Genomic DNA, 16,653 nt, shown 5'->3' with positions numbered 1-16,653 from the left:
TAATTGGTTTTGGGAAAAAAGAAGAGTTTAAGGAAATTTTGGCAATTTTAAGAAAGCAGAATCCTGATAGGATAAGGGTTCTGTGAAATTTGTCGTGTACAGAGAATATTTTTATTAAACTAAAAACATTTTTCATTTTACTAAAGTGTTCAGTAATTCTATATGAGTAGTATCATGGGTGTTCATCAGGCTGTCAATATCGCAATTTTTGGGCTCAGTCTCAGAACATTAAATGAATTAAAAGAACATATACAAACTGCTATTCCTAGTCATATCCAACTCAATTGGAGCAATATTGCTGAACCACATCTCGATATTTTGATGATCAATCATATCTTTTTTGATTCACCGAATATCAAAAGCTTAATCAAAAATAACCATATTAATGTTCTACAAATTGCCAATAATGCTGATAAAAATGGTTCAATCGAAGATGACATTCTATATCTACCATTGAATCATCTTCACTCACTACATCAATGGCTAAATGAGCGCTTAGCTAAAAATGCTGCGATAGAGAAAGTTTCCCCACCTCAAGCAACCAATACTACAATTCATCGGAAACAAATCACGGAAGTTCTACAAGAAATCCTCAAACCTAAAAATGGCAAAATTCAGTTATTTGATCACAATGGTTTAGTTGCAATTGCAGACCCTCGTAACGAATGGGTTTGGCAAAATCCGATGCTACAAACATTACATACAGATCCAAGCTTAAATTACACCTACGCCACACAAAATGACCAACTTTGGATCACAGAGACACCACAACAAGATTTAAAACAATGGTTGTGGAATTTACTTTGGGCATCAAAAGATTTTAATGAACTTTGCCCCCCCTCTGCATCAAGTTTCTATTTAGAAATTTGGCCACAGCCAAAAAACAGGATTGATCGTCAGGACATTTTGCGAATGTCAGCCTGTTTTGCCCAAGGTGCAAAGATTGATACCGTTGCAGCCCAGCTCAAGCTACCTGAACAGAGAGTAAGACATTTCGTTGCTGCCTGTCTGGGTACAAATTTCGGAAAACTCATCAAGGATCGGGAAGCAAAATATAGCCCTCAAATCCAGAAAAATGAGACTGAACAACATTTTATGCAAAAGCTGTTTGGCCGCTTGCGTAACCGTTTAGGCTTTTGATTAGGGACAAACTTATGATTTTACATCAATATAAAATTGTCTTTGGCGGAACCATGGGTTCAGGGAAGTCAACCGCCATCCAAACGTTATCAGAAATTGAGGTGCTGAGCACTGAAGCATTGAATACCGATACCGAATCCCATGAAAAGCTACTCACCACGGTGGGAATTGATTATGGCGAGCTGACACTGGAAGATAGAGTCAAGGTCGGTTTATACGGCACGCCAGGACAGGACCGTTTTGATTTTATCTGGGCGGTGATTTGTAAGGGTGCGATTGGAACCATTGTCATGATTGACCACACCGCAGAAAATCCACTAATTGACCTAGAGCAGTATGTGCAGGCATTCCAGCCTTTTGGCAACAATATTGTGATTGCCGTTACCCATATTGACCGTAAGCCAGAACGCACCCTGTCCATCTATCGGGATTGGCTGAAAACAAGGGAACTGAATTATCCACTGTTCTTTGTCGATGCACGGCAACAGGATGATGTCTTGCTTCTGGTTGAAACCCTGATTGCAAGCGTTGAAGTGCATTATGGACTGGTGAATTAAAGGGCCTACATCAGCCCTTTATAAATGAAATAACAGCCAACCACTACCAGTAAACCTGCAAAGCATTTTTTCAACATCGCAGGAGATAGGCGATGTGCGACTTTGGCACCAAATTTAGCCGTGATAAAACTCATCACACTAATCCCAAGAAAAGCATAGATATGCACATAGCCAATGGTATTTGGAACATCAATCTGCTCTTTGGCACCAAACCACATAAAACCTAAGGCCCCAGCCACAGCGATTGGAAGGCCACAGGCTGCTGAAGTAGCCACCGCCTTTTGCATCACCACGCCATGACGGTTCAGGTAAGGCACGGTTAAACTGCCACCGCCAATCCCAAAAATAGCAGAAGCCACCCCAATTCCCCCACCCGCAGCAAACTGCAAGGGTGCTGATGGCAAATGACGATTTGCATCAACAAGCGCATGTGCGCCTCTAAACATCTTATACGCCATCCATACCGCAAAAACACCGATCACTAGTTGCAAATGCTGGCCTGACATAAGATCGGCAATTCCAGCCCCCATAAATGAGCCCAGCACCAATCCTGGCGCCAAATTACGGAACACCTGCCACAACACCGCACCTTTTTTATGATGTGCCATCACTGAGCTGATTGAGGTCACAATAATGGTGGCTAGGGATGTCCCCACGGCAACATGCATAATCACATTCGCGTCATAATTCATTTGAGTAAAGACGATATATAAAATTGGCACAATAATTAGGCCACCACCCACCCCAAACAAACCTGCAGTAAATCCAGCAATTGCACCAATCAGCAAATATATGATTAACTCCATAAACACATGACCACTCTACTTGTAAAAATGATGGATGATTTCGCAATCTGCCAGTTACAGCAATTACTCAACGCAAAAAATCAGTTTCCCGAAGTGGTTTTATTAAAAACCACCACCACATCGACCAATGATGATATGCGTGAAATTGCACAAAAAGGCATTAGCACAGGATTGGTATGCAGCGCACAGCAGACTCAGGGTCGTGGTCAGCACCAGCGACAATGGGTCTCTCCTGAAGGAAACGTTTATTTAAGCACACTGATTCAAAGCAAGACAGCACTGGATGGTCGCCTCGCTCTTGAAGTTGCATTGAATATTCTACAAATACCAAGCTTGCAAGGCTTAAACCTACAGGTTAAATGGCCAAATGACTTGTATAGCCCCCAAGGCAAATGGGGTGGGATTTTGGTAGAGTCACTCTGCGTGAATCAAGCCATTGTTGGGGTTGGCATCAATCTGAATACGCCACCTGTTGAGAATGCAGACCAGCCCATCACCTCATTGCATAGGCTGGGTTTGCATCAAATCGAGCGTCTGAACTTGATTGCCGAACTGTATACTGCCATCCAGCAGGCAGCACAATGGTTTGAACATGGCAGCTACAATCTGGCTGAACGTTTTAACCATCATGCCATTTGGCTAAATCAGCAGGTGGAATTTGAACATGCCCAAGGCAAGCTTCAGGGACGTTTTCAGGGTATCTCCAATGACGGTGCTGTCATCATTAAAACTGATCAAGCACAGCAGTTTTATCAAGGTCGCTTACGCTTGGCTGAAATTTGAGAAATCGTTATCCTATGAAAAGTTTATGGCTTGATATTGGCAATACACGGCTAAAATACTGGGTCACTGAAAATGACCAGGTGCTTGAGCACGCGGCTGAACTTCATCTACAGTCTCCCGCAGATTTACTCTTAGGCCTGATCCAGCATTTTCGCCATCAACAGTTCAGTCGGGTGGGTATTTCCTCAGTACTGGATGCAGAAAACAACCAGCGTATTCAAATGATTCTGGCTGTTCTGGACATTCCGATTATCTTTGCAAAGGTTCATGCAGAATATGCTGGCTTGCAATGCGGCTATGATGTGCCAAGCCAACTTGGGATTGATCGCTGGTTACAGGTCTTGGCGGTGGCAAAACCGAACGAAAGTTTTTGTGTGATCGGCTGTGGTACAGCATTAACCATTGATCTGGTTGAGGGGTTACAACATTTAGGTGGCTATATTTTGCCAAACCTGTATTTGCAACGAGATTCACTCATTCAAAATACCAAAGGTATTAAAATTCCTGATTCCGCTTTTGATAATCTAAAGCCTGGACACAACACAGTTGATGCTGTCCATCATGGGATTCTGTTGGGCCTGATCAGCACCATTGACCAGATTATGCATCACTCTCCTAAACACCTGATCTTAACAGGCGGTGATGCCAACTTGTTTGCCAAATTTTTGGGACATTACCAGCCGCAGATTGAACCTGATTTATTGCTAAAGGGTTTAAAACACTATGTTCAGCTCAGTTCCACTTTAAGTAGGCTTTGAAGCGTCTGTAATATATGCCGCTTAAGCCACATTCAGATTTTTAAGTTATTCTTCCAGCCAGCCATACCAATGCTGGTCTGGATCGGCATGTTCACAATGTATGATAAACACTTTATTTTTAGAAAAATGCGACATAATTAATAATATTTCCAAATATAAAACAAATATTTAGCATCAATACTCTTATGTTGGGATTTTATCTAATGTTGATTTTTTGTATTAAATTTATACACTTATTGATTTAAACTAAAAAATAAAAAGGCGCATTAAGCGCCTTTTCAAAACTGAAAACGATTATTTCTTTGGTTCATTGTTGCCAAATAATGGTCCCATATTGCCACCACCAAACTGTTTCTGCATATTGCCAAGTGATTTCAACATTTTGCTCATACCCGATGGATTGGCAAACTTCTTCATCATTTTTGCCATTTGCGCCTGTTGCTTCATCAGTTTATTCACTTCGGCAACATCCATACCGCAACCTGCGGCAATACGCTTTTTACGGCTGGCATTGATTAGGTCTGGATTACGGCGCTCTTTGACGGTCATGGACTGGATAATGGCTTCCATACGCTTGACCTGCTTTTCAGGGTTTGCTTGTGCAATCGCATCCTGAATGCCCGAATTGCTCATACCTGGTAGCTTGTCCAGAAAGCTCATCATACCGCCCATCTTGCTCATTTGCTCAAACTGCATCAGCATATCTTCAAAATTGAAAGTTCCGCCTTTTTGCAGTTTTTTCGCCATTTTTTCGGCTTTTTCTTTGTCGATTTTGCGTTCAACTTCTTCGACCAAAGAAAGTACGTCACCCATACCCAAGATACGTTGTGCAACACGATCTGGATGGAATGGCTCAAGTGCATCTAGTTTTTCACCGATACCTAAGAACTTGATCGGTTTACCTGTAATCGCACGAACAGAAAGTGCAGCACCACCACGTGCATCACCATCCGTTTTGGTAAGAATCACGCCCGTTAAAGCCAGAGCATCGTTAAACGCTTTTGCTGTGTTAGCCGCATCCTGACCTGTCATTGCATCGACAACGAATAAAGTTTCGGTCGGTTTCACCGCAGCATGTAATTCTTTAATCTCATCCATCATGTCTTCATCGACATGCAGACGTCCTGCGGTATCGACAATTAAAACATCAGCAAACTGGATTTTAGCTTGTTCAATGGCACGATTCACAATATCAATTGGCTTTTCAGATGCTTCTGATGGAATGAAACCCACTCCAACTTCATTCGATACTGTTTCTAACTGCTTAATTGCCGCTGGACGATAGACATCAGCAGAAACCGTCATTACTTTTTTCTTTTGGCGCTCTTTCAGAAAACGCGCTAATTTTGCGGCAGTTGTTGTTTTACCTGCACCTTGCAAACCTGCAAGTAACACCACCACAGGCGGCTTTGCGCTTAAATCTAAAGTCTCGTTGGCCTCACCCATCATCTTGGTGAGTTCATCATAGACAATCTTGACAAATGCCTGACCTGGGGAAAGCTGAGTCATCACTTCCTGCCCAAGCGCCTCTTCCTTAACTTTCGCAATAAACTCACGAGTTACAGGTAACGCCACATCGGCTTCAAGAAGTGCCATACGTACTTCACGTAAGGTATCTTTAATATTGTCTTCGGTCAGCTGCCCTGAGCCAGTAACATTTCTTAAACTCTGTGTGAGTCGTTCTGTTAAGGTATCAAACATTGCGAAATCCGCTTAAAATGGCTAGTTGCAAAAAATCTTTCTTAAAATAGAAAATTTATGCATAGAATGCTATAGGATACTGTAGTTCGAAGCGAATTTATATCTTATATGGTGAATATTATTCATCCTCCTCAAAAAGGTTTGACATGATCAGTCTCCCCTTGGTTTACACAATTTTGGCACTTGTTGCATATACCAGTTCCTTTTGGTATTTGTTTATCCACCTAATGTCAAAACGTACCCCAAATCTCTGGTGCTATGGTCTTGTTGTCAGCTTTGGAGTGGTCCTGCACGGCGCTATACTGTATCGGGACATGATGACACCAATGGGAGTAAATTATGATGTGTTTAACCTGATTTCTTTTACTTCGGGACTAATGCTGGCACTCAGTTTAATTTTAAGTTTAATTCGACCAATCTTACCATTAAATTTAATTGGCACTCCTGTTGCCGCAATTGGTTTAATTTTAGGATATGCTTTTAGTCAACCGAATCAAGTGATTGAACGACATTCCGTTGGACTGGATTTACACATTATCTTATCCCTTTCCGCCTATGCTGTTTTGTTAATGGCAACCATTCAGGCGGTATTGCTCTGGTTTCAGGACAGGGAACTGAAAAAGAAACAAAAAAAACGCATTTGGGTCAACCTCTTACCTCCTTTTCAAATCATGGAATCCCTGCTGTTCGACTTGATCATCACAGGTTTTGGTTTACTCACTGCTGCACTTCTCTTTGGCTTTTTTACAATTGATAACTTCTTTGCCCAGCACCTTGCACATAAAACCGCTTTTAGTATTATTTCATGGTTTTTATATGGTGCACTTTTAATTGGGCATTACAAATTTGGTTGGCGCGGACGTAAAGCAATTCGCTTTACCATTACAGGTTTTGTCCTGCTTGCAATTGGTTTTATCGGCAGTAAATTTGTTTTAGAAATGATTTTAGGCCGCTAAATTCAGACATCCTAAAACACTGGACAGCCTATCTTAAAATGCGTATAACGCTGTTTTTGCTTTACTAGGTAATGACCGTGAAACTTATCCTCGCCCCAATGGAAGGTCTGACTGATCCAATCATGCGTGATGTGCTCACCCATGTTGGCAGTTTTGATTGGTGCGTGACCGAGTTTATTCGTATTACCGAAAGCATTCTGCCAGAGCATGTGTATTATGGCTTCTGCCCAGAATTAAAAACTGATGGTAAAACCGCAGCGGGTACACCTGTGCATGTGCAGTTTCTTGGAAACAATCCAGAGATGTTGGCCGCCAATGCCGCGAAAGTTGTGGAATTGGGCGCACCAGCCATTGATTTAAATTTTGGCTGTCCTGCCAAAACGGTCAACCGTCATCGTGGTGGTTCTGTCTTACTGGATGAGCCAGAAACAGTACACCAACTGGTAAAAGCTGTTCGTGATGCTGTTCCTGCACATATTCCCGTTTCAGCAAAAATGCGCCTTGGTTATTTAGACGAGAACCACACCCTCGATAATGCGCATGCCATAGAAGATGCTGGCGCAAGTTGGCTTACAGTGCATGCACGGACCAAAGCCGATGGTTATACCCCACCCGCCTACTGGGAAAAAATTCAGCCGATTACTGCAGCACTAAAAATCAATGTCATTGCCAATGGTGAAATCTGGAATAATGCAGATGCCAAAGCATGCTTGCAACAATCACATTGCCAAGACATCATGTTGGGACGTGGTGCAGTCACCACGCCAGATTTAACCTTATGTATCCGTCAGAATAAGGATCGAGCTGTTTTGTCATGGCAGGATTTGGTTGAGTTGCAACAACGCTTTTTAAATGGTCAATTTAAAACCGAAGTCGGAATGATTGGGCGTTATAAACAATGGCTGGGTATGATGAGCAAAGCCTATCCAGAAGCGCAAGCGCTTTGGAATCAGGTGAAAAAAATGAAACAGCTAGAAGATATTCTACAACAATTACACCGTTAGTTTTATAAATCAAGCTGTTGCTGTTGTTTTTTTCCCCACCATGCCAACATATCTTCATTCTTAACTTGGCGATAAATATCTTCAACTGAAGCAGTTAAATCAATTGAATGAAACGTAATATCATCGCCTAAATAATAAACTGACTGTTGCCAGCGATTGTCCTGATCTCGTGACCAAAACTCAATTTCAACAAAGTCCTGTTCAATCATGACATATTCTTTTAAAGTCGAAATCTGAAAATAGGCTAGGCGTTTGTCGGTCTTGTCACGCTGACGAGTGGATTTTGATAAAACTTCAACGATAATACTTGGTTTTTCAACAAAGTAGTCCGTCTCTTCATTGCTACAATCCACCATGACATCTGGATAAAAGTATTTTTGATCAATTTTAACTTTCATGTCTGATGCATAGGTTTGGCAAGGCTTTCCCAGTAAATGATTTGCCAATATTCTAAACATTTCGCCTGTAATTAGATTGTGATATTTATGTGCTCCACCCAAGGCATAGATTTCACCATCAATATATTCATGACGAATATCCGACAGCAACTCAGCCTCTAGGTAATCCTGTTCACTGATCAGATCATATTTTTTTGCAACTGGCATGCGTATTTCCGTTCATCAAAATAGATTGACCTCAAACATTTACCACTTTTTAAGCATAAAAAAAAGCGACCGAAGCCGCTTTGGAAAACTGCGCATTTAATTTACATACCACTGACACGCATTTTTAAATTAGTTGCAGAAACACCTACTGCACCAATATTGCCAAGTGAGCCATTTTGCAAACCATTAAAAATATTGGAATTTAAATTCCCTACAGGAATTTCATCTCCCATCTTTATATTATTTAAGGATAGATTGAGTTTATCTGAAGTGCCTGTATTACCAAATACCACAGCGCCAGGAATACTACCTGCGCCAGCTTCAATACCTGCATAGAAGCCATTCAAAGAGAAACCGTTAGCATCTTTGCCAGACATTTGTAAATCAAACTTCAAACCTGTTGTTTCAGAAACAAGGTTAAATGAACAACCATTCGGCTGTGTGGTGGTTGGGGCACAAACTGAATCAATTGCGCCATCCAACATTACTAAATGACCCTGTGGAGAAGCTCCAAGTTGAATATTCATACGTGGTTTATTGGTGGTAATAAATTTAACATCAATATTATTGCTCACACGCAATAACTCTTTAATGTTGGCAGACTTAAGTGTTGTACCTGTACTAAAAATAGAGTGTTGTGTGTAGTCTGACCCCACTAAAGTAGAGATCGCGTGTTTGGTAGAATCGCCAGGATCATATTGATCTGGTGTCAAATAAACCGAGAATGGACGGATTCGTAGACCATTTACATCACTTCCCAAAGTCAAGGCAACATTGGCGAATGCACCATTTGTGCCTGTGCCTGCATCAGAGTCTATGACGGCTTTAAATAATTCAGACGAACTATTTTGAATGGAACCATTTGCATTAAATGTTTGCACAAAATCAATACCAATATTAGCAGGCCCACCTGGACTAGTAGCCATCACTAAAGCCGCTTTCCCTGGTAAAGTTGCATCTGGATTGCTAAAGCCGTCATTATCAATAATTGCAGCTTGTTTAAAGTCAATCTTAGAAATATTTACACTTACGGTCAGACCGTCTTGACCTGTCATAGCAGAAAGACTTTGATCGTCAAGGGGTTGCATTGCCATCGCCATAGGGGAGAGCAATAAAAGCGATAAACATCCTAGTTTTTTGTTTTTTAGCATTGCCCTAATCCATAGACAAATGTTTAAAATATGACCTGTAGTCTAGCATAGTTCAAGTCGATGGCAACTTTAAAAAGATAAATGGCTTTAAGTTTAGTTCAAACACCCTCACTCTTTATATTCCATGCATTTGAAAATCCCCACGCATGGAAAAGCAATTTAGTGTGGGGTAATATTAAAGTTACTGGTAATTTTACCACCTGTAAAGACCATTTCACCCAACCGTTGTGCATTGCCTGGAACCCCTCCTGTCGCTGGGTATAAATTAAAATCTTTAATTCGCAACACACCTGCGGCATCTTTATTTGGGTTAATAGTAAAGGCAGTATTAAAATCGACATTGTCCTTGTGGATTTTAATTTGGTTGCTAAAACCAAGCTTCCCTGTAATATTGTCTAAACCAATAATAGAACCGTCAACAGGCTCTACTATTTGCACCGCGCCGCTGGTTAAATTTAAATTACCATCGAAACTAATAAAGTTGCTTTCAGCGGTTGTGCCACCTGGCACCATGGTCATGTCAACACTGCCTGCCATGCGTAAACGCAAGCCAAATAAGACATCTTTAGTTGTTAAAAAACCATCAATAGGTGCATATTTTGCAGTACCACCCAGTGAAGTTTTATATTGCGACCCTGGTAAATAACCCACCGCAACCTGACCTGCCGCAGCAAACATAAAGTCTGGAATGTTTAGGTTTAACGACCCGTTTTCCATACCAATACTACCGTAGCCTTTCAACAACATATCAATATTACGCACGCCAATATAATAGTTAATTGGGTCACCCGCAGGGTCAGCATTTCTGACTTTTGTTGTTGCATCAAAACTCGTAGGACTATACTTTTTACCATCAATCAATAAAATTGAAGTTGTTTTACTACCATCTGCACTGACGCCTTGAGTCGTCATACCAAGTGAAAAACCTAAACGTTGTGCATTTTCAACCGCTGCTGAACCGTAAGGCTTACCTGTGAAGGTTGTGCCATAAATTGCGAGATTACTGTTGAGGTTATAAAACGGCAGTCCCAAGCCCCATGTTCCCGTTGTTGCCTGAGTGCTTGATGGGTCATTGCTCGTGTCGCCATCATTATAAATCTTTTGATCGGCAATAAACTCAGTATGGCGTGATAAAGCCTGAAAGTCTGTTCCTCGTGTCGCAACAACCACAGCATTCGGGTTAGCCCCTGTGGCACTATGCACAAGCTGCTTATAATCATCCGATATTGTCAGCTTTCCAGCTAGAAATGGTGCTGCATTTAACGCCGAGTTTTCTGGCAAAGCCAAGCGTTTGGTGTTGGCAAGGTTGACATACACATTGCCCGAATCGAAATAAGCAGCATCTGGGTTGAAAGCCCCACCATTATTCTGTTTACGAATCAGCAACGGACTAAAATTGCTAAATTGTAATGCATAGGCATTGTCACCGCCATGACCAAGCTCTAACGTAGTTGGGTTACTGCCGTCATTGGTAAAGTCGGCTTTTACTCGCATGGCAATGCCCGAACTGCCCATAATATTTGCCGTACTTGCAACATCTGCAGCCGAATATGCTTTACCTAAAATGGCACCATTGGTATCTGTAGCACCGTTAGTCCCTCGAATGGTTAAACTGGCATTTTTTAAGCGACCCGATGCACCAACACGAATCATACCCGAAGTGTTATCTACGTTATAAGTCGTTTTACCGTTGATATTGCCTGAGTTTTTCTTTGCAACAAAGTCAATGTTTAGACCTGGTTTTGAGTTCCATGCTTTCAATCCATCGGTCGCACATGATGCGGCATCTGTACAAACGCGATTTAAATCAAAATAACCTGATGTACCCGTACCTGAACCTGGCTCTGTACTTAAAACAAGGCCTTTGATTGGGTCAACATACATATAACCCTGACCTTTCACATTGAAGTTAAAGCCTTTCAAAATAAGTTGGTTAATGGTTGAAGAAAGCGGCTGGGCAGTATTTTCCAAATTACTTAAGTAAATATTGACATCTACCCATGAAATTTCAGCGGTGGATAAACTGGTAGGGCTAAATAAACCATCTTGGGTAATAAAATGCAGAGTTGCGTCTTTAGTCGATTGGACAGTTAAACCAAATGGGCTTTGACCACAGTTATTACCCGCAGCATCACAAATTTTAAAGGCATCTGCGGCAATGGTGCCATAACGAGACACAATGCTTAAGTCCACACCTGCTTTTCCTGTGCCTGTGTCTGAACCTGCATTGATTTTAAACGTTGTGCCAATATGATCTGTTGGACTATTTTTGGTAATCGAGATGCCATCGGCATAGGCACGCAATGGAGTATTTGACCCACCAACATTGTCTTCCCAATACAGGTGGTCGATGTTTAGACTGTCGTATTGAGTATCCAACATAATACCGTCTTGCGCATTGACCGCACGTAAGTCTTGCTCGTTCAGTGCCTGCATGGCATAAACGGAGCTTTGTGCTGCACATAAACTCATCGCCAAAGCAGTCAGGCGAAATACAGGCAGTTGGCGGTTTTTGTTATTTTTCATTTCTATCCTCCATGAATCGAATTGAATTAGCAACGTTTCATTGATCCATCACAACTAAACACTTTTAAGTTACCTTGTAATGCCAAATTGCCATTCATCATCATTCCCATAAAACCTGTTTCACGTCCTTGGTCATAAACCGAAGTTGTGACCTTAATATTTGTACCTGCTGTAGCACCGTACTTATCGGCATTTAAATAACCTGGAACATTTCCTGTCCCTTCATTTGCAACCGTATCGGTTTCAATCGACAGAGCATTAAACCCAAAGTTGCGAATTTTAATTGGGTTAGCCGCTTTAAATGACACTTGCAAGGCCGCTTTAATTTGGTCGGGTGTACCCGTCATATTTGCATCGGAACTATACAATAAGTCTGTACCATCGATATCGACTTTTTGCAGTTGAATACTCCCCTGTATGCCTTTAAAAACAAGCCATTGTTTTTTACCCAAATCTGCCGCAGTACCCGCACTACCATCTGGTTTACGAATAGTACCAGTGGCATCTATATACGAACCGTTGTCATAACGGTTATTAGAAGAAACGGCAAAACGACAAAAGCGCAAGTCTGCACAGGTGTCGGTATCAAATGTATAAACACCAGAACCAGCAGTGGTTTCTTTTTGATTCAGCCGCAAAGTCCAATCAATAGTGGCCGCACTCGCCTGCCCTTCAACCTGTTGTAACTGCTGATTATTTAAACTTTGCAAGTCTGCATGGGCAGCACCAAACACCAACAACAAAGCAGAAAACAATATATTTTTTTTCATGGTTTTCTCCTTATAGTCCTTTGGTGGTGATTTTCATGTGCTGAATCAGCACACCATCAATCACGGCAGACCCGAGGTTTACCGCATTGAGTGGTACAAAATTAGTTGGGACTGTTGTTGTTGCTGCCTGATTGGCCAATGCACTAGTACCCGATAAAATATTGGTTGTTCTTGCTGTGCTACCCTGAGTACCTAACCAAGTATCTAAATTATTGTCAGTTGTTGTGACAAACGGCAGGGTTGTTGAACCTATATTTACTTGTCCAGTAGCAGGATTGTATACCCAGTTACGGTTATTGGTTGCACTATAATAAGTACAGTCAGTATCAGCCCCACACAGCCCAGCAGCAGTTTGATTGTGTCTCCATGTGTATCCAGTTCCATTCGCCACGGGGTAATCGTAGTTCGTACTAGAAGAAGGGTAGTTCGTACCAGCAGAAGCATCTTGAGTAACAATCTCATTCACAACAGTCGCACCATATTGCCACTGATTTAAAGTACCAGTCGCATTATTTCCACCCAAACCACAAGTAAAAGTCACAGCAGGCGTATCACAATAATACCGCCATGTTTTATCACTATTATTCATTCTCTTTACATAGTCCGCCTGTGTCGTAGTGGCATAAGTAATATTTGTCGCTGTACCTGTAGTGGTCGTTCCCTGCGCCGCTGCCAGATCACCAAATGACACCCCAATTGCATCAGCTCCTTTATAGGCGGTCACCAATAATGGTGTTTTATTTGTTCCAGTATTTACAGGGGCGGTGTATACCGTTGAACCGATGGTAATGCTACTATGGGTAGCATTTACACTGTTTCCATTACCTGCTCCCCCGCACCAATAAACACTACAGGTTCCGCCTTTATATGCTGCATCTGCACCTGTATAGTCGGTATAAATTTGCTTATAGACATTTTCTTGATTCGGGATACGGGTCAGTTCTATGACCAAATTGTTGCCATTTACCCCGAAGATCAATGGTTGCCATTGCGTACCCAACACAAGATTGATGTTCGGGTTATATAAAAATAAACCTTCAGTATCTGCAAAGGTTGGCATGGTCCCACCATTAATTGCAGGCGTAGATAATAAACCCTGTGTTGTACCTTTTTCTTGTGTACTTAAACGAATAACTTTATTATTGATCAAACCACTATTTGCCCATGTAATATTTTTGGTGACTACACGGGTTTTACTATCTGTACGAGTACGACTACGTACCATATATTGACAGCCAGTTTGATTAAAGCTTGGACTATCGGTAACACTACCATTATTTCCACAACTACTCGTACCACTTTGAGAAGGGCTAAGTGATGTTTCCCAACCACCATGCAGCAGTGTCCAAGCCGAAACAGCTCCATTTACAGGGGTTATAACATCTGAAGTAGTTGCACCTACAGTAAAGGTCGGCGCACGAGCACTCGTTGCAGCACCACTATTGATACGGGCAGTTGCCGCCAACCCGAGTGTATTGTTATAACTTGAGTAGGCTGAACCTAAACCAGTCGCAGTTTCCGCCCCATCTAGCGTTTGGAACAGTTTAAGATTAGTGCCGTTTAAACTCACTCCATTCATAATCGCCTGTAAACGCAAACGGTTTTCACGTAGTGTAGTTGCCCCACTCGCGCCATTCACATAACGATTCCCATTTGCATCGATACTATTCAGCCCAAATTGATTGTCAGTGGCGGTAAGATTTTCTGTTTTACTCAGGTCACGAACAAATGCGTCTGCCCATGTACCCAGCTTAAGGTCATAGCTATTCGGGTCAGTTCCCAGTAATGTGCCATCACTTGTGAGTAAATTGGTCAATAAAGGTGCTTCAATATTTAAGATACTTAATGAGCTATCAACACCTGCAAAGTTAGGTGTGGTCACAGTGTTCACACTGATTAACCACGGATTATCTGCTGTGCCTATATTGACAGTATTGCCACTAAACTGTTTTGTGGAATCGCCGTCATTTCCTGAAATGGAAAGCCCATATAACCATAAGTCAGCTTTGCCAATTTTAGTTGTTGGATTGTTCGTGTTGTAAGTGTCAATCGTTGAGCTTAATGGTCCCACTGGAATAATTCGGGTATAACCTATACCTGCATTATCATTTGCACCGTTAAACTGCATACTAAAGTCATTGAGCGTAAATGCTATACCCTCACCCGTAACTTCTGTGAGGCTACTATCATCTAAAGGCTGCAAGGCATAAGCAGGCATACAGATTGAAGAAACCACAATCAGGCTTATCGAACGTGCTAGCGTGGTTATTTTATGATTATATTCCATAGTCTTTCTTCCTGCTCCTGCTATCCGTAAAAATCCATTTAACTTAGACATTTTTTATCAAACAAACAGAATTCAAATAGTTTCTTTATCATGCTAGCTTTGCTATAAGCATGCCAGTTACAACCTTTATCAATCATGCCTGCAAGATAATTACACAAACAAAAAACCACAACGGTGTCTAGCAAAATTTTAAGGTACCGTAGCAGTTAGGAGTAAAATTTTGTGTCGCCAATTGCAAATCCGTTAGCGTCATTTGTGGACGTGTTGCATTGATCAGGTTAAGATTTCCCGAAGCAATAGTAGTACCTGTTAAACATTCTGAAGCCAAGTTATTACCACAAAAAATTGGATTATCTGTTAAGTAACTACCCACCTGCCCGAAAGTCTGGTTCAGTGTCGACTTAGGAATATCTACAGACTGAGATGTTTTAATATAACCAATGTCTATCGGATTAGATAATTCCAACCACCAACCTGTTTGTGCAAGCGACTTATTACCTGGCCATTGTAGTTTTTGTGACTGCACTGAAAGAGAAGCCGCTGTACCATTTAAGTTCGCTTTATGGAAAAATCCTAGATTCTCATTAATAGCAACATCTACGTTTAGGTTTTGCAAGGTGCCCGTAAGCTCTCTATCTAACGTTATAAGCCCACCCGCCACTGCAACAATATTACCAGTCAAATCAATATCTCTCACTTTTGCATTGGCCGTCAGTGCCGCACTGGTAATTCGCTTACCCGTAATCACCTGCTCTGGTAGTGTTAAATCAGCTTTTAAAATATTACTTCCAGTCGCCTTGTCACGCAAATTCAATGCATAAGACTCGGTCTCAAAGTCTAATGTTCCAGCACCAAAGAGCAAACAACACACCTTCCCCGTAATCGGATCGTAACCGTCAGACTGATTGAGGGTACCTCTTGCTGCCTCACCAGACACCAAGCTCGTGCCAAAACCATTAACATTTGACTCACCTTTGGTGGCAGCTGTGACCATATAACCACTTAATGAATTAATCCCATTTTTAGTACTAGAGTTTTCCTCACCAAAGGTTAACAAACCTTGAATGGATTCAGCACTGAAATTCACCCCCACAAGCTGTCGAGTCGATGCACTGTCAGGATTCTTGATTGCAAGCTGCATAAATGGGTTGTTCAGAATAGCTGAGGAACCCACACGAGCAGCCCTATCAGCATCGGAATCTGTGTTTGATGTCGATGAATTTCCAAGACCACTTAGACTCACGTTATCAATATCAATATCACAGGCATTTGCACCATTTACACCACCACAACCCAGTTGCAACTTTTTAATATTTGCGTTGAGCTGAAGTTCAGCCTCCATACCAAATTTATAGAAGCCAATATTGCCATTGGTGCTGTTATAGGAATTACCAGTATCGCTAGGGGCAAGGTATTGCAGGGTAAATAATGACTGACCTGTCGTCGCAGACATTTCACTATCCGTAAGACTGTGTAAAGTATCAGAGGCATACGCCGAATTTAAGCATAGGCTACCCAATGTCAGCATTGCCAAATGAAGAGACTTAAACCGTCGCATAACGACCTCCTTGTTTAAAACATCCATCTATGTTTATTTTTATTCTCTGTA

14 protein-coding genes are annotated in these 16,653 nt (G+C 41.6%); 6 read left to right on the top strand and 8 right to left on the bottom strand.

Annotated elements, in window-relative coordinates:
• Nucleotides 1-174 precede the first annotated feature (174 nt).
• Nucleotides 175-1,140, top strand: a complete 966-nt coding sequence (locus B4H32_RS12520; protein ID WP_004682906.1) for a hypothetical protein — start codon at nucleotides 175-177, stop codon at nucleotides 1,138-1,140.
• A 14-nt stretch (nucleotides 1,141-1,154) separates the two neighbouring features.
• Complete coding sequence (locus tag B4H32_RS12515) at nucleotides 1,155-1,697, top strand: GTP-binding protein (RefSeq protein WP_004682907.1); 543 nt, start codon at nucleotides 1,155-1,157, stop codon at nucleotides 1,695-1,697.
• 5 nt (nucleotides 1,698-1,702) lie between these two features.
• On the opposite strand, the gene B4H32_RS12510 is transcribed toward B4H32_RS12515, so the two are convergent.
• Nucleotides 1,703-2,503: a sulfite exporter TauE/SafE family protein gene (locus tag B4H32_RS12510; protein WP_004682908.1), complete on the bottom strand. Its 801-nt coding sequence runs from the start codon at nucleotides 2,501-2,503 to the stop codon at nucleotides 1,703-1,705.
• Between the two features lie 6 nt (nucleotides 2,504-2,509).
• Between B4H32_RS12510 and B4H32_RS12505 the strand changes: the two genes are divergently transcribed.
• Nucleotides 2,510-3,286: a biotin--[acetyl-CoA-carboxylase] ligase gene (locus B4H32_RS12505; protein WP_004682910.1), complete on the top strand. Its 777-nt coding sequence runs from the start codon at nucleotides 2,510-2,512 to the stop codon at nucleotides 3,284-3,286.
• Nucleotides 3,287-3,300: 14 nt separating this feature from the next.
• Nucleotides 3,301-4,044 carry a pantothenate kinase gene (locus B4H32_RS12500; protein ID WP_004682911.1) on the top strand — a complete coding sequence of 248 codons (744 nt, stop codon included), beginning with the start codon at nucleotides 3,301-3,303 and terminating at the stop codon, nucleotides 4,042-4,044.
• Nucleotides 4,045-4,338: 294 nt separating this feature from the next.
• Here B4H32_RS12500 and ffh read toward each other — a convergent pair whose 3' ends face one another.
• Nucleotides 4,339-5,745 carry a signal recognition particle protein gene (ffh, locus tag B4H32_RS12490; RefSeq protein ID WP_004682913.1) on the bottom strand — a complete coding sequence of 469 codons (1,407 nt, stop codon included), beginning with the start codon at nucleotides 5,743-5,745 and terminating at the stop codon, nucleotides 4,339-4,341.
• Nucleotides 5,746-5,891: 146 nt separating this feature from the next.
• Here ffh and B4H32_RS12485 point away from each other — a divergent pair, with 146 nt between their 5' ends.
• Both B4H32_RS12485 and B4H32_RS12480 read left to right on the top strand, forming a co-directional pair.
• Nucleotides 5,892-6,701: a cytochrome C assembly family protein gene (locus B4H32_RS12485; protein ID WP_004682914.1), complete on the top strand. Its 810-nt coding sequence runs from the start codon at nucleotides 5,892-5,894 to the stop codon at nucleotides 6,699-6,701.
• Between the two features lie 77 nt (nucleotides 6,702-6,778).
• On the top strand, nucleotides 6,779-7,705 hold the full coding sequence (locus tag B4H32_RS12480; RefSeq protein WP_010589208.1) for a tRNA dihydrouridine synthase: 927 nt from the start codon (nucleotides 6,779-6,781) through the stop codon (nucleotides 7,703-7,705).
• 2 nt (nucleotides 7,706-7,707) lie between these two features.
• Here B4H32_RS12480 and B4H32_RS12475 read toward each other — a convergent pair whose 3' ends face one another.
• The 6 genes from B4H32_RS12475 to B4H32_RS12450 form a co-directional block, all read right to left on the bottom strand.
• Entirely contained in the window at nucleotides 7,708-8,310 is a 603-nt protein-coding gene (locus B4H32_RS12475) for a Uma2 family endonuclease (protein ID WP_004682918.1), read from the bottom strand.
• Nucleotides 8,311-8,411: 101 nt separating this feature from the next.
• Nucleotides 8,412-9,461, bottom strand: a complete 1,050-nt coding sequence (locus tag B4H32_RS12470; protein ID WP_004682920.1) for a DUF6160 family protein — start codon at nucleotides 9,459-9,461, stop codon at nucleotides 8,412-8,414.
• A gap of 159 nt (nucleotides 9,462-9,620) precedes the next feature.
• Nucleotides 9,621-11,987, bottom strand: a complete 2,367-nt coding sequence (locus B4H32_RS12465; RefSeq protein ID WP_004769707.1) for a DUF6160 family protein — start codon at nucleotides 11,985-11,987, stop codon at nucleotides 9,621-9,623.
• Nucleotides 11,988-12,013: 26 nt separating this feature from the next.
• Nucleotides 12,014-12,757 carry a hypothetical protein gene (locus B4H32_RS12460; RefSeq protein WP_004682923.1) on the bottom strand — a complete coding sequence of 248 codons (744 nt, stop codon included), beginning with the start codon at nucleotides 12,755-12,757 and terminating at the stop codon, nucleotides 12,014-12,016.
• Between the two features lie 10 nt (nucleotides 12,758-12,767).
• A complete protein-coding gene (locus B4H32_RS12455) occupies nucleotides 12,768-15,044 on the bottom strand; it encodes a hypothetical protein (protein WP_286803341.1) in 2,277 nt (758 codons plus the stop codon).
• Nucleotides 15,045-15,222: 178 nt separating this feature from the next.
• Entirely contained in the window at nucleotides 15,223-16,602 is a 1,380-nt protein-coding gene (locus B4H32_RS12450) for a hypothetical protein (RefSeq protein ID WP_004682926.1), read from the bottom strand.
• Nucleotides 16,603-16,653: the final 51 nt, after the last annotated feature.

Source organism: Acinetobacter sp. UBA2063 (assembly GCF_002333245.1).
Classification (GTDB): Bacteria; Pseudomonadota; Gammaproteobacteria; order Pseudomonadales; family Moraxellaceae; genus Acinetobacter; species Acinetobacter parvus.
Note: the sequence above shows the minus strand (reverse complement) of the source record. Positions and strands in the feature narration are given on the sequence as shown.